Raw genomic sequence first — 14,107 nt, 5'->3', positions numbered from 1 at the left:
TTCGGCACAGCGCCGTGCTGTTCAGAGGTGGAGGAAAAATGACAACAGCGCTGGAGTTTACCCAGCAACTCTCCGAGCATCCGAAGAGCGCCGAAGAACGTGCTGCCATTCTGGCCAACCCGGGCTTCGGGAACCACTTCACGGACCACACCGTGGTTGTCGACTACAAGGTGGACGTGGACGGCAACGGCGGCTGGTCCAACGCGCGGCTGGAGCCGTACGGGCCGATCATGCTGGATCCTTCTGCCGCGGTGCTGCACTACGGGCAGGAAATCTTCGAGGGCATGAAGGCCTACAAGCATGCGGACGGCACCGTCTGGACCTTCCGGCCCGAGGAGAACGCGAAGCGGATGAACCTTTCGGCCCGCCGGCTGGCCCTGCCGGAACTGCCCGAGGAAACGTTCCTGGAGTCGCTGCGCCGGCTGGTCGCCGTCGACAAGGAGTGGGTCCCCACCGGCGAAGGCGATGCCCTGTACCTGCGTCCCTTCATGATCGCCACCGAGGCGTTCCTGGGGGTCCGCCCTGCCCGCGAGGTATCGTTCCGTGTGATTGCCTCGCCGGCCGGCAACTATTTCGGCGGCGAACTGCAGCCGGTCTCCATCTGGCTGTCGGAGAACTATGCCCGGGCCGGGCGCGGCGGCACGGGCGAAGCCAAGTGCGGCGGAAACTATGCCGCATCGCTGGCGCCGCAGCTGGAGGCTGAGGCCCAAGGCTGCAAGCAGGTGCTGTTCCTGGATCCGTTCAACGACAACGCCGTGGAAGAACTCGGCGGCATGAATATCTTCTTCGTGTTCGCCGACGGCCGGCTGGTGACACCCGAACTCAACGGGAACATCCTTCGCGGCGTCACCCGTTCGTCCGTGATCCAGCTGGCGAAGGACCGCGGCCTGGACGTCCAGGAACGGAAGATCACGATCGACGAATGGCGCGCTGGCGTCGAATCCGGCGAGATCACCGAAGTGTTCGCCTGCGGCACCGCTGCGGTCATCACGCCCATCGGCGAGCTGAAGACCCAGCACGGCTCCATCGCCTCCCCTGGCAGCGGGGCGGGAGAGGTGTCGATGTCGATCCGCAAGCAGCTGCTGGGCATCCAGACCGGAACCGTCGAGGACACCTACGGCTGGATGACCCGGCTCGCCTAAGCCAGCGGCGGTCGTCCGGCCACGGCACAGCAAACCCGAGAGGGGCTCGGTCCGCGAAAGCGGAGCGAGCCCCTCTCCGTCTGCGTCCGCAGGTTCCTCCCATCGGGCAGACCGCGGGGGCACGGTGAGCGGCGAAGTCTTCCAGACTGCGGCGCCAGGGTCCAGACCGCACAGTGCTCCAGGCTCGGCAAAACGCGGATTGATTGATAAACCTAGCGGCGTCCGGCGAGTAGCGGTTAGCGTGCCAGCAGGGGGGATTGGGAAAACCCAATTGCAGCCCGCACGGGCTCACCATTGCACGCACCGCCACCAGGAGGACACCCATGAGGAAGACCCTTGCCGCAGCAGCCCTTGCCGGCGCGCTCGCCCTGACAACCGGAGCCGGTCCCGCGCTGGCCGTTGGAGAAGGACCCAACTACGGCGGCAACGAAACGGTCAACACTTCCATCCTCCACACCTACGATGAGCTCGCCGCTGAGCTGAAGGCACAGGATGCCAAGCAGGAGCGGATGGAGCTGGACGTCATCGGGCAGAGCGTTAAGGGCCGGGATCTCTACCTGGCCAAGTACATCTCCAGCCCGGACAACCCCACGATCCTCTACCTGACCCAGCAGCATGGCAACGAGCAGCTGACCACTGAGGGAGCCCTGGAGTTCATCAAGCACCTGGGCACCGGCAAGAACCAGGACGTGCTCGACGGAGTGAACATCCTCGTGGTGCCGATGCTCAACCCGGACGGAGCCATGGGGGATGTCGACTTCCCGCTGGATGACTACATCGCAGCGGGAGACCGGCACCTAACCCGCTACAACGCCAACGAAGTCGACCTGAACCGGGACCACATCGCCAAGGTCGAGCCTGAGACCCAGGCGCTGCACTACAACGTGATGCGCCAGTACGGCATCGACTACATGATCGACCTGCACCACCAGGCGCCCGGAGCGAGCGTGACGGGCAGCTTGTCTCCGGCTCGATCCTGCATCCCACTACGCCGAACGTGGACCCGGCGGTGCTGGAAGGTTCGCAGAAGCTCGGCGCCGTGGTCTTCAACGCCATTGAGCCGACGGGGTGGGGCCATCTCGGCAAGTATGTCGGCGGCAGCGCCGAAACGATCAGCCGCAACGGCATCGCGGTCGAGTACGGCATCTCGACCCTGCTCTTCGAGATGCGCGGCATGAGCGACCATTACCGCGAGGACTACGTGCTCGGCCAGAAATCCAACGGCTACCTGATCAAGCAGACGGTCACCACGCTGGAGGCCACCGCCCGCGCCATTGCGGACGGCTCCATCGCCACCGCCGACACGTCGTTCTGGGACACGCTCGCAGAGCAGAACACCCGCAGCGAGTAGCCGCGCGTCCGCAGGGAAACACGACCACGGTCCAGGGCCGCCTCCGGATTCCGGACGGCGGCCTTGCCTGTGAATGCCAGAATGGAGCAGTGCACGCAGAGATGAATCCAGCCCTGGTCCGCAGCAGCGGCCTGACCCGCTACCGGCTCGCGCCGAACCCCGGGCCCATGTCGCTCGACGGTACCCAGTCCTACCTGATCGCCGCCCCCGGAAACACAGGTGTCGCCGTCGTCGATCCCGGCCCCCTGGACGAAACGCACCTGCAGGAACTTGCGGCCGCCGGGCAGGTGGAACTGGTGCTGATCACGCACCACCACATCGACCACACCGAAGCCAGCGCCCGGTTCCATGAGCTGACCGGGGCTCCGGTGCGCGCCCTGGACGAGGCCCACTGCCACGGCGGCGAGCCCCTGCGCGACGGCGAGGTGATCCAGGCCGCCGGAGTGCGGATCGAGGTGCTCGCCACCCCCGGACACACGGCGGACTCGGTGTCCTTCCACCTGCCGGAGGACGGCGACGCCGGCTCGGTGCTCACCGGCGACACGATCCTCGGCCGCGGCACCACCATCATCGCCTATCCGGACGGCCGGCTTGGTCCGTACCTGGACTCGCTGGCCAGGCTGGAGCGGCTGGGGCCAGCCGCGGTGCTGCCCGCCCATGGCGGCACCTTGCCCGATCTCTCCGCCATCTGCCGCGAATACACGAGCCACCGGCAGCAGCGGCTGGACCAGATCCGTTCCGCCCTGGACCAGCTCGGGGCGGACGCCTCCATCGGCGCGGTGACAGACCACGTCTATTACGACGTCGACGCTTCAGTCCGGAAGGCCGCGGAGGCTTCCGTGGCGGCCCAGTTGGATTACCTGCGCGGCTGACTGCGCGGCCCCGAGCCGGCGCCGCGGCCGAAACGTTAGGCTAAGCCCATGCGTATAGCCCGATTTGTACTTGATTCCGACCCGGTGTTCGGCATTGTCGAAGGAGACGAAGGCAGCGAGGAGGTCGCCGTCATCAGCGGCGACCCGTTCTTCACCGGCATCCAGCCCACCGGCACCCGCCACAAGCTCGAGGACGTCCGGCTGCTGGCTCCGATCATCCCCAGGAGCAAGATCATCGGGATCGGCCGCAACTACGCCGAGCACATCAAGGAAATGGGCAATGAAACCCCGGCGGCCCCGCTGATGTTCTTCAAACCGAACACCTCCGTCATCGGGCCGAATGAACCGATGGCGCTGCCGGAATTCTCCGACGAGGTCTCCTACGAGGCCGAGCTCTGCGTGGTCATCGGCCGGATCTGCAAGGACGTGCCCGCCGAGCGCGTCGACGACGTCATCTTCGGCTACACCTGCGGCAACGATCTGACCGCCCGCGACGCCCAGCGCACCGACAACCAGTGGGCCCGGGCCAAGGGCTTCGACGGCTCGGCACCCATCGGGCCCTGGATCGAGACGGAGCTGGACCCCGAGGACCTGGCCGTGCGCGGCTGGCTGGACGGCGAACTCAAGCAGGACGGCCGCACCTCGCAGATGATCTGGGGCGTCCGTGAACTCGTCTCCTACGTCTCCCAGGCCTTCACCTTGCTGCCCGGCGACATCATCATGACCGGCACTCCCTCCGGCGTCGGCACGATCGAAGCGGGGCAGCGGTACGAGGTGGAGATCGAGGGGATCGGGCGCCTAGCCAACACAGCGCGCCGGTAAATGACGACGGCGGTGCCCGGCCGCGTGCGGACTGCGCGGGCTATCGCTGGGGTGCTTTCCCCGGGGGTCGTCTGGGGCGTGGCCTTGGTGCTCGGTGCCCTGGCGGGTTCGTGGGACCTGCTGTCCGCCGCGTGGGGGATCGGTGCCGCCGTGCTGATCTGCCTGGTGCCCTGGACCATCGTTGCCAGGCTGGACCGGGCCGGCCAGCTGCGCCGGGGGATCCGGCGGTTCGGTCTGGCCCCGCTGGCGGTCTGCGCCGGCGTGCTCATGTACGGAAGCCTGCGGGCGATCCAGTGGCTCGACGGCCCGCTGGCACTGGCGGCGGTCATTTTCGCAGCCTGCGCGGGACTGGCAGCGGTCGTCTTGCTGGACCGGGTGGTCCGGCTCGGCTGGGCCGCCGTCTCGTACGGCGCGCTGGCGGTCATTCTGCCGCTGATGCTGGGCCTGCCCGGGCTGGTTGCCTGGGCCGCTGCTGCGCTCGGGACTTGGGCGCAGGCTGTCCTGGGCCGGACCACAGCTGCCCGGCTCGCCGTCTCGCTGGCGGCCGGCGCTCTCGTCTGCGGCGGCACGTACGCGCTGCTGTTGCAAGCTGTGCGATGACTCCGGTTCAGCGATGACGCCGGCTCAGCACTATGACGCCGGCTCAGCGCGATGAGGGCTCAGGCCGCCAACGCCGCGTAGCGGCCCCCGATCTCCAGGAGGGACTGGTGCGTGCCCGCTTCGGCGACGCGTCCGCCGTCGAGTACGGCGATCTGGTCCGCGGTGCGGATGGTGGAGAGCCGGTGCGCGATAGTGATCGTGGTGCGGCCGACGGACAATTGGTCGAACGCTTCCTGAACAGCCCGCTCGGTCCGGGTGTCCAGCGCGCTGGTTGCTTCGTCCAGGATGAGGATGCGCGGGTCGCGCAGCAGGGTCCGGGCGATGGCCAGCCGCTGCTTCTCGCCGCCCGAGAAACGGTGGCCGCGCGAGCCGACCATGGTGTCGTAACCGTCCGGCAGGGACGCGATCAGGTCATGGATTCTGGCGCTGCGGGCCGCGGCCTCGATGTTCGCGTCGGTGGCGTCCGGCTTGGCGTAGCGCAGGTTCTCCGCGATCGTGGCGTGCATCAGGTAGGTGTCCTGGCTCACCACTCCGACAATCTGCGCCAGGTCGGACAGCCGCAGGTTCCGGATATCAATGCCGTCGATGGTGACGCGGCCGGAGGTTGGATCCTGCAGCCGTGCCATGAGGGCGGCCAGGGTGCTCTTGCCGGAGCCGGTCGCGCCGACCAGGGCGAGCGAGCTGCCCGCGGGAACTTCCAGGCTGACTCCGTCCAGCGCCGGCGTACTGCTGCCCGGATAGCTGAAGCTCACCTCCTCGAAGCGCACGTCCCCGCGCACTTCGCTGGCACGGATGGTTCGCGGCCGGGGCGGGTCGGCGATCTCCACGGGCAGGTCCAAGTACTCGAAAATGCGGGCGAAAAGCGCCAGTGAGCTGATGACCTGCACTCCCACGTTGAGCAGTCCCATGAGCGGACGGAAGAGGCCGGTCTGCAGGGTGGTGAACGCGACCACGGTGCCGATCGAGAGGGCGCCGGCAGTGGCCGGCAGGCCGGCGGCGAGGTAGATCACGGCCGGGACGGCGGCGAAGATGATGCTCATGGTGGCCATCCGCCAGCGTCCGGCGAGTTCGGAGCGCAGTTCCAGGTCGATGAGGCGCTGCGAGGAGCGGGCGAAGCGTTCGGCCAAGGCTGGTCCCGTTCCCATGGTTTTGCTGAGCTGGATGCCGCTGACGGACAGGCTTTCCTCCACGGTCACGTTCAGGTCGGCCAGTTCGCGCTGCTTGGCGGCGGTGACAGCGAGCCTGAGCTGGGCGATCCTGCGCGTCAGCAGCACTGCGGGCGGCATGACCACCAGGGAGATCAGCGACAGCTGCCAGGACAGCGCGACCATGGCAACACCGGTCGCAACGACGGTGGTCAGGTTCGCCGCGATGCTGGTGGCTGTGCTCGTGACAACCTGCTGCATGCCGCCGATATCGTTGGTGATCCGGGACTGGATTTCGCCGCTGCGGGTACGGGTGAAGAACCCGACGGACTGCCGCTGCAGATGGGTGAACACCTCGGAACGCAGCCGGTGCATGACCTGCTGGCCCACCCGGGTGCTGATCCAGGTCTGGATGACGCCCAGCACGGCGGTCACCACGGCGACGCCAAGCATGCCGCCGACCAGGGCCACGAGCAGCTGGAGATCCTGTTGCGGCAGCGCGTGGTCGATGACGGCGCGCAGCAGGAACGGCGAGGCCATCGCCACGACGGAGGACGCCACGATCACGAAAGTGACCACGGCGAGCGAACCGCGGTGGGCCTTGAAGAGGGCGGCTATCCGGCGGAGCGGGACTTTGCGTGCCTGCTCACGCTCGGCGGCTGTGACGGTGCGGTTATCCCGCCGGCCGGCCCCGCCGCCGGATCCGGGCACAGGAGTAGGTGTGAAGGATTCCAAAAGGAACCACCCCCGATCTGTTGAGGGGGACGGCGGGAAGTCCGCCGTGGGTACTTGTGAGGTTGCCTCACTATGAGGATACAACAGGCAAATCTGCTAGCGTATTCCTATGGCCGAAGAAAACCTGCTGGATGCCTTTTGGGCGGTGGCGCGGGCACTGCGCGGGCGCTCCAGGAACATGCTGGCGCCCCTGGGGATTTCGCCGTGGCAGTCTCGTGCCCTTGGCGAGCTTGACCGCCACGGCCCGATGCGGCTCGGGATCCTGTCCGAGCGGCTGCGTATTGCGGCCCGCTCCGCGACCGAGGTCGTGGACGGGCTGGAGGCTCTGGGCCTGGTCGTCCGCCAGCCGGATCCACAGGACCGCCGCGCCACCGTGGTGTCCCTGACCTCCGAGGGAAAGCAGCGGCGCAAGGACATCAGGTCGGCCCAGCTCGCCGAGGCCGAGCACTACTTCGGCGTGCTCAGCCCCGAAGAGCAGGCGTGCCTTGCCCAGTCACTGCGCAAGCTCCACGCGGGCGGCAACAGCAGCGAAGCCTGATCCTCCAGCTTCCGCGGCCGGCGGTCCACTAAACTTGGACCCACTATGACTACTGAAGCTGCCCCCGCCTCTGCCACCGACGAAATGCCTGTCCGGGTTCGGTTCTGCCCCTCGCCGACCGGTACGCCCCACGTGGGGCTCATCCGCACCGCGCTGTTCAACTGGGCCCACGCCAAGCATACGAAGGGAACGTTCGTCTTCCGGATCGAGGACACCGATGCCGCCCGGGATTCGGAGGAGAGCTACCAGCAGCTGCTGGAGGCGCTGAAGTGGCTGGGCATCACGTGGGACGAGGGAGTGGAAGTGGGCGGTCCGCACGAACCGTACCGCCAGTCCCGCCGGCTGGACATCTACAAGGACGTGGTCGCCAAGCTGCTGGAAGCTGGTTTCGCCTACGAGTCCTACTCATCGCCCGATGAGGTCGAAGCCCGGCACAAGGCGGCAGGCCGCGACCCGAAGCTGGGCTACGACAATTTCGACCGCGACCTGAGTGATGAGCAGATCGCAGCGTTCAAGGCCGAGGGGCGCCAGCCAGTGCTCCGGGTCCGGATGCCCGACGAGGACGTGACGTTCACCGACATGGTGCGGGGCGAGATCACCTTCAAGGCCGGCAGCATTCCGGACTATGTCATCGTCCGCGCCGACGGTTCCCCGCTGTACACCCTGGTCAACCCGGTCGACGACGCGCTGATGGGCATCACCCACGTACTCCGCGGGGAGGACCTGCTGTCCTCGACGCCGCGGCAGGTGGTGCTGATCCGCGCCCTGATGGAGCTCGGCATCGCCAAGTACATGCCCGAGTTCGCGCACCTCCCCTATGTCATGGGCGAGGGGAACAAGAAGCTGTCCAAGCGGGATCCGCAGTCCAACCTCTTCCTGCTCAGGGATCGCGGCTTCATCCCCGAGGGCCTGCTGAACTATCTGGCCCTCCTGGGCTGGAGCCTGTCGGCCGATGAGGACATCTTCACCGTCGAGCAGCTGATCGCGAACTTCGATGTCCACGACGTGCTGGCCAACCCGGCCCGGTTCGACATCAAGAAGGCCGAAGCCATCAACGGCACCCACGTCCGCATGCTCGAACCAGAGGACTTCCGCAACCGGCTGGTGCCGTACCTGCAGGCCGCCGGACTGGTGGGCGGACAGCTGACGGCCAGGCAGGAGGAAATCCTCACCGAAGCGGCGCCGCTGGTCCAGGAGCGCATCGGCCTCCTGGGGGAGGCGCCCGAAATGCTGGCGTTCCTCTTCAAGGCCGACAGCGAAATCGATATTGCCGACGACGCACGCAAGGGGCTGCCGGAAAACCTGCACGAAGCACTCGATGCCGCGCTCGCCGCCCTGGAGCAGGTCGGGGAGTGGAACGCGGAGAACATCCAGCAGGCGCTGCGCCAGGCCCTGGTGGAAGGGCTGGGACTCAAGCCGCGGCTGGCCTTCGGCCCGGTGCGCACGGCTGTCTCCGGCCGCCGGATCTCGCCGCCCCTGTTCGAATCCATGGTGATCCTGGGCAAGGAGCCGTCGCTGAACCGGATCAGGGCCTTCCGGAACGCCTGAATGAGTGCGCTTCCGGGCGATGTGATGCACCACTCAGCAGAATCGGCCTTTCCCGTTTTGAAAAATCGCGGGGACATCCGGTAGAGTAATTACTCGTGCTGAGGGGCTCAGCCGGCCAGGGAAACCCGGCAGGCGCCGCCCGGAAGTGCCCTTGGGATATGGTGTAATTGGCAACACAACGGTTTCTGGTACCGTCATTCTAGGTTCGAGTCCTGGTATCCCAGCGCTGGAAAATCAGCCGTTCGCCGGCTGATTTACGCCGAATCGAACGATTTGGCAGCCGGGCAGAGTGTGTGAAATACTCATGAAGCCCGATCGGCGGAAAGCCGATCAGCACAGTGCAAGGCCCCATCGTATAGCGGCCTAGTACGCCGCCCTCTCACGGCGGTAACGCGGGTTCGAATCCCGCTGGGGTCACCACGAACCGGTCCCGGACAAGTTGTCCGGGACCGGTTGTGTTTAACGACGGCGATATCCGGGGCAGGCAACTTCCTGCCTGTTCGCCTTGTCAGCTTCCCTCCCATGTTCCGCCCCTGCTGGCATGATGGACAGCGTGGGAAAGACAACGGAAGGCGCCGCAGCCGGAGCCGCACACGCCATCGGCCTGCTGGAGGACGTCGGACGCAGTCTGCAGTCGCTCGAGCTGCCGTTGCCGCTGCCCGGCAGTGACCGGGTGCGCCGGGATGTCTCCGGAGCGCAGGCGCAGTTGCGGGATTACGTACTGCCCAGGTACCGCAGCCTGCAGGCACCGTTGCTCGCCGTGGTGGGCGGCTCGACCGGCGCCGGCAAGTCGACATTGGTCAATGCGATCGCCGGACATCCAGTGACCCGCGCCGGAGCCATCCGGCCGACTACCCGCCAACCGATCCTGCTCCACCATCCCGAGGATCGGGCCTGGTTCGCGGACCAGCGGATCCTTCCCGATCTGGCCCGCATCACGGCCGCGCGGAGCGGCAGCCTGCCCGGTGCAGCCAGCGAGGAAACCGGCGCGGAGGCCCGGACTACCCACGAGCGGCAGGTGTCATCCCTCGTCCTGCTGGCCGACGAGGCTGTACCGCGGGGAGTGGCAGTGCTCGATGCGCCGGACATCGATTCGGTCTCCGATGCGAACCGCATGCTGGCGGGCCAGCTGCTGGCGGCAGCGGACCTATGGCTCTTTGTGACCACTGCCAACCGCTATGCGGATGCCGTGCCCTGGCAGCTCCTGCTCGAAGCGGCGGGGCGGAACATCACCGTCGCCGTCGTCCTGGACCGTGTGCCACCCGGCGTGGATGAAGAAGTCCGCTCCGATCTGGCTGGCATGCTTGAACGTGAAGGGCTGGGCGCCGCCAGGCTGTTCACGGTGCCCGAGTCCGTACTGGATGCCCGCGGCATGCTGCCCGAGGCAACCGTGGCTCCCGTACGTGCATGGCTGCAGGAATTGGCAGCTGATGCCGCGGCCAGGTCGGCGATCGCCCGGCGTACCTTGAGCGGGGCGGTGGCCGGCCTGGCCGAAAAGACCCGGGTCGCGGCCGACGCGGTGGACGCTCAGCATGCGGCAGGGGAGCGGCTGCGCCAGGATGCCGCCAACGCCTACGGCGATGCGGTTAAGCGCACTCTGGACGCCACCGAGGACGGGACCCTGCTGCGCGGTGAAGTGCTCGCGCGCTGGCAGGACTTCGTAGGAACCGGGGAGTTCTTCCGGTCCATCGAATCCGGCATCGGCCGGCTTCGGGACCGGATTGGCGCGTTCTTCAGCGGCCGCCCGGCGCCTTCCGTGGAGGTTGAGAACGCCATCGAAACGGGACTGCAGGCGGTGATCGTGGACGCGGCGGCCAAGGCAGCCGAGGACGCCGACGGGCGCTGGCGGGACGATCCCGCGGGGCGGAAGCTGCTGGGCACCGACGACCTGTCCGCGCCGAGTCCGGGCTTTTCGGACACTGCAGCCGCCGAAATCCGCGCCTGGCAGGCGGACCTGCTCGATCTCATCCGCACCGAAGGCGAGGATAAGCGCTTCACGGCCCGCATGCTCTCCTTCGGGGTTAACGGACTGGGCGTCACGCTAATGGTCGTCGTTTTCGCGACGACGGGCGGCCTGACCGGTCTGGAGGTCGGGATTGCCGGTGGCACAGCGATAGCCGGCCAGAAGCTGCTTGAGGCCATCTTCGGGGAGGACGCAGTCCGCCGCCTGGCCAAGATCGCACGAACCCGCCTCAACCGCCGCATCCAGTCGCTCATGGACACCGAGGCCGACCGCTTCCTGGGGCGCCTCGACGTACTGGAGCCTTCGGAAACCGCGGCCGGTCTGCGTGCACAGGCGGTCCGTCTGGCGGAACTGGCCGCCGCAACGGCGGACCTGGATCCGCATCATGAGGGAATGGAGGAGCGCGGATGAGCCGGCACCGCAGCCGGATGGAGGGCTCGCCCCTGCAGCGCCGCCTTGAAGCACTGAACACGGCCAGGGAACTGGCCGTGGGCCGGCTCCCGGAAGCCATGCTGACGCCGGCCTTCGAAGTCCTTGAGCGCGCAAGCGTGCGCCGGTCGTTGTCATCGGAACACACCGTCGTCGGCCTGTTTGGCGCGACCGGCAGCGGGAAGTCGTCGCTGTTCAATGCGCTGACCGGGCAGGACATTGCGAGGGCTGCGGCGCGCCGGCCGACGACTGCGGAAGCGCTGGCCGGAGTCTGGGGCGCTGCCGGTAGCGAGCCGCTGCTGGACTGGCTGCAGGTGAACCAGCGCCGGTCGATGGAGGCGGATACACTCGCTGATCCCGCCAGCGGCGGACTGATCCTGCTCGACCTGCCGGACTTCGACTCCACCGCGCTGGAGCACCGGCAGATTGTGGAGCGGATGGCCGGGCAGGTCGACGTCCTGGTCTGGGTGCTGGACCCGCAGAAGTATGCCGACGCGGCCGTGCACAACGGGTTCCTGCGCCCGCTGGCGTCGCACGGCGCGGTCACCATGATCGTGCTGAACCAGATCGACCGGCTGCGCCAGGGCGAGCTTGCGCCCGTGCTGGAATCGCTTCGCGCCATTCTGGCGCGCGATGGCATGGACTCGGTCAGGCTCTTCCCGGTCTCCGCGGCCACCGGCAGCGGAATCCCGGAGCTGCGGCAGGCCATCCGCAAGGTTGCCGACGAACGCGGCGCGGCGAACGAACGGCTCACCGTCGATGTCCAGCAGGCGGCATCCGCACTGCAACAGGCCGGAGGCGGGCCTGTCCTTGCAGCGCCGGGCAAGGAAGACAAACGCCGGCTGGCCGGCCAGTTGGCCCAAGCGGCCGGCGTGGAAGTGGTGGCGGATGCAGTGGAGCAGTCGTTCCGCCGCCGCTCGCATGCCAGCACCGGCTGGCCGGTCACGCGCTGGCTGGGCCGGCTGCGGCGCGATCCCCTGAAGCGGTTGAACCTGGACCGGCAGGACGTCAATCCGGCAGTGAACCGTTCCTCCATGCCTCCGCCCGGGCCGGCGCAGCGAGCCCAGGCGGATACCGCTGTCAGGAAATTCGCCGATACGGCCAGCACCGGCGCACCGGAACTCTGGCGCGGTGCTATCCGCCGGGCCGCCCGTTCGAACGCGGACGGCCTGCCCGATGCCCTGGACCAGGCCCTGGCCCGCACCGACTTGGGCTCGAACCGGAAGGCGTGGTGGTGGCCGCTGGTGGGGCTGCTCCAGTGGATCGCGCTGGCCGCGGCCCTGGCCGGTGCCCTGTGGCTGCTCGGGCTCTTTGTGCTCGGCTACCTGCAGCTGAGCGTTCCGCCGGCGCCGACGGTCGAAGGTTTCCCGGTGCCCACGCTGCTGCTCATCGCGGGCCTGCTGCTGGGCATCCTGCTGGGGATCCTGTCTTCCGTGGTGTCCAGGGTGGCGGCCAAGGGCCGTGCCGCACGGGCGCGGCGGAAGCTGCAGGCTGCGGTGGCGGACGTTGCCGCGGTCCAGGTGGCGCAGCCGGTCGAAGCGGAAATCGATCACTACAACCGGTTCCGCGAGGCCGTCGCCGAGGCCTCCGGCTGATCCTCGCGGCCGAGGTGACCATGGAATGGGAATACTTGCTGTCCAGGGCGGTGCGGCGGTAGCCGGGCAGCCGGCGCTCAGGTTGCTGCCGCCTCCACAACCTTCAGGAGCGTACGCAGGTTACGGGTCGTCGTCGTACTTTTGTACTTGGCCTTGGCGCTGAGTTTGTTGACCGGACTCTCCAGCGTGCTGCCCCTGGCCACGGTCCAGGCGCTGGCCTCCGGCCCCAACAGCTTCTGCTCGGCCCCGGCTGCTTCGGCTGCCTCGTAGAGCTCCTTCAGCGCTGCCGGGTCGGACGCCAGGGTGATGTAGGCATGGACGTCGGGGGTATCGGCCGGGTATGGGCAGGCGGCCACCAGCTCGGCAAGCCGCTGCGCCGTGAGCACGATGACCCAGGCGTCGTAGCCGAAGCGCTCGCGCAGCTTGGCCTCGATGAGCCCCTTGACCTCGTCCGCGGGGGCTGTGCTGGAACAGACGACGTTGCCGCTGGCCAGCAGCGTCTTGACGTCCTCCAAGGGCAGCTCGGCCAGGGCCTGCTTCAGGTCCGCCATTTTGATATTGATGCCGCCGACGTTCACGCCGCGCAGGAACACCGCGTAGCTGGTCATAGCTGATGAGCATACTCGACGGCGGAGCGCACGCGCCGGCGGACATCCCGGCGGGCCAGCGTCCGCTGCCGTGCGTGATAGGTTCCAGTGCGGAAGCCAACAGGAACGGACCCAAGGAGCAGTGGTACAAGGTGGCCGATGACCGGCATACGGTGGCGGAGCTGGACGAACGCGGCCTGCTGGAGCGCATCTTTCCGCGTCTGGGACCGGCCGAGGCGCTCGTGGGGCCGGGCGATGATGCCGCCGTCGTGGCTGCCCCGGACGGGCGGACCGTGCTGTCCATCGACACGCTCGTGCAGGACCAGGACTTCCGGCTCGACTGGGCCGGCGGCTACTCCAGTTCCGGCTTCGACGTGGGCTGGAAATGCGCCGCGCAGAACGTTTCGGACATCAACGCCATGGGCGCGGTGCCCACCTCCCTGGTGGTGAGCCTGACGTTGCCGGGTACGACGCCGGTGGGCTGGGTCGAGGACCTGGCCGACGGTTTGCGGGTGGCGCTGGAGGAGCTGGGCGCGCGCCGCTGCACCGTAGTGGGCGGCGATCTGGGCAAGGGTCCGGCGGTTGTGGTGACGGCGGCCGTCACCGGGGACCTGGAGGGCCGGGCTCCGGTCCTGCGCTCGGGCGCCCGCCCGGGAGACGTCGTCACGGTCGCCGGGGCACCCGGCCGGGCTGCTGCCGGACTGGCCCTGCTGGAGAATGCGCCGGACTACGCCGCGCTGCCCGGGGAGCTGCGCCGGCTCACCGAGGTCCAGTCGCGGC

The 14,107-nt window shown here is 67.9% G+C and carries 11 protein-coding genes, 2 tRNA genes and 1 pseudogene; 12 read left to right on the top strand and 2 right to left on the bottom strand.

Translation table 11 applies throughout. The features are described from left to right. Positions 1–38 precede the first annotated feature (38 nt). From D477_RS14135 to D477_RS14115, 5 genes and pseudogenes are all read left to right on the top strand, one after another. Positions 39–1,142 (top strand): branched-chain amino acid aminotransferase, encoded by a 1,104-nt coding sequence (locus tag D477_RS14135; RefSeq protein WP_005270435.1) that lies wholly within the window; start codon positions 39–41, stop codon positions 1,140–1,142. Positions 1,143–1,465: 323 nt separating this feature from the next. Beyond that, a pseudogene (locus D477_RS14130) lies at positions 1,466–2,493 on the top strand (M14 family zinc carboxypeptidase). A gap of 101 nt (positions 2,494–2,594) precedes the next feature. Beyond that, positions 2,595–3,365, top strand: coding sequence for an MBL fold metallo-hydrolase (locus tag D477_RS14125; protein WP_005270434.1), 771 nt, complete (start codon positions 2,595–2,597; stop codon positions 3,363–3,365). 48 nt (positions 3,366–3,413) lie between these two features. Next, the gene (locus tag D477_RS14120) at positions 3,414–4,187 is read left to right on the top strand and encodes a fumarylacetoacetate hydrolase family protein (RefSeq protein ID WP_005270433.1); all 774 of its coding nucleotides are present in this window, start codon (positions 3,414–3,416) and stop codon (positions 4,185–4,187) included. Further along, positions 4,188–4,787, top strand: coding sequence for a hypothetical protein (locus tag D477_RS14115; protein ID WP_005270430.1), 600 nt, complete (start codon positions 4,188–4,190; stop codon positions 4,785–4,787). Between the two features lie 59 nt (positions 4,788–4,846). On the opposite strand, the gene D477_RS14110 is transcribed toward D477_RS14115, so the two are convergent. After that, positions 4,847–6,643 (bottom strand): ABC transporter ATP-binding protein, encoded by a 1,797-nt coding sequence (locus D477_RS14110; protein ID WP_005270427.1) that lies wholly within the window; start codon positions 6,641–6,643, stop codon positions 4,847–4,849. A gap of 133 nt (positions 6,644–6,776) precedes the next feature. On the opposite strand from D477_RS14110, the gene D477_RS14105 reads away from it, so the two are divergent. The 6 genes from D477_RS14105 to D477_RS14080 all read left to right on the top strand — a co-directional run bounded on the left by D477_RS14105 (position 6,777) and on the right by D477_RS14080 (position 12,740). Continuing rightward, on the top strand, positions 6,777–7,205 hold the full coding sequence (locus D477_RS14105; protein ID WP_005270426.1) for a MarR family winged helix-turn-helix transcriptional regulator: 429 nt from the start codon (positions 6,777–6,779) through the stop codon (positions 7,203–7,205). Positions 7,206–7,250: 45 nt separating this feature from the next. Continuing rightward, positions 7,251–8,753, top strand: coding sequence for a glutamate--tRNA ligase (gene gltX, locus D477_RS14100; protein ID WP_043847075.1), 1,503 nt, complete (start codon positions 7,251–7,253; stop codon positions 8,751–8,753). Positions 8,754–8,905: 152 nt separating this feature from the next. Then, positions 8,906–8,977, top strand: a tRNA-Gln gene (locus D477_RS14095). Between the two features lie 120 nt (positions 8,978–9,097). After that, a tRNA-Glu gene (locus D477_RS14090) sits at positions 9,098–9,173 on the top strand. Positions 9,174–9,297: 124 nt separating this feature from the next. Continuing rightward, the gene (locus D477_RS14085) at positions 9,298–11,127 is read left to right on the top strand and encodes a dynamin family protein (protein ID WP_005270420.1); all 1,830 of its coding nucleotides are present in this window, start codon (positions 9,298–9,300) and stop codon (positions 11,125–11,127) included. Continuing rightward, positions 11,124–12,740: a GTPase family protein gene (locus tag D477_RS14080; protein ID WP_005270412.1), complete on the top strand. Its 1,617-nt coding sequence runs from the start codon at positions 11,124–11,126 to the stop codon at positions 12,738–12,740. The genes D477_RS14085 and D477_RS14080 overlap by 4 nt, the downstream gene beginning before the upstream one ends. A gap of 77 nt (positions 12,741–12,817) precedes the next feature. Here D477_RS14080 and D477_RS14075 read toward each other — a convergent pair whose 3' ends face one another. Then, on the bottom strand, positions 12,818–13,348 hold the full coding sequence (locus D477_RS14075; protein ID WP_005270411.1) for a DUF1697 domain-containing protein: 531 nt from the start codon (positions 13,346–13,348) through the stop codon (positions 12,818–12,820). A gap of 5 nt (positions 13,349–13,353) precedes the next feature. On the opposite strand from D477_RS14075, the gene D477_RS14070 reads away from it, so the two are divergent. Next, positions 13,354–14,107: thiamine-phosphate kinase (locus D477_RS14070; protein WP_005270410.1), on the top strand; the 754-nt coding region annotated here is incomplete at its 3' end.

The organism is Arthrobacter crystallopoietes BAB-32, from assembly GCF_000328305.2.
GTDB classification, from domain to species: Bacteria; Actinomycetota; Actinomycetes; order Actinomycetales; family Micrococcaceae; genus Crystallibacter; species Crystallibacter crystallopoietes_A.
This window is presented reverse-complemented; position numbering and strand designations above follow the sequence as displayed.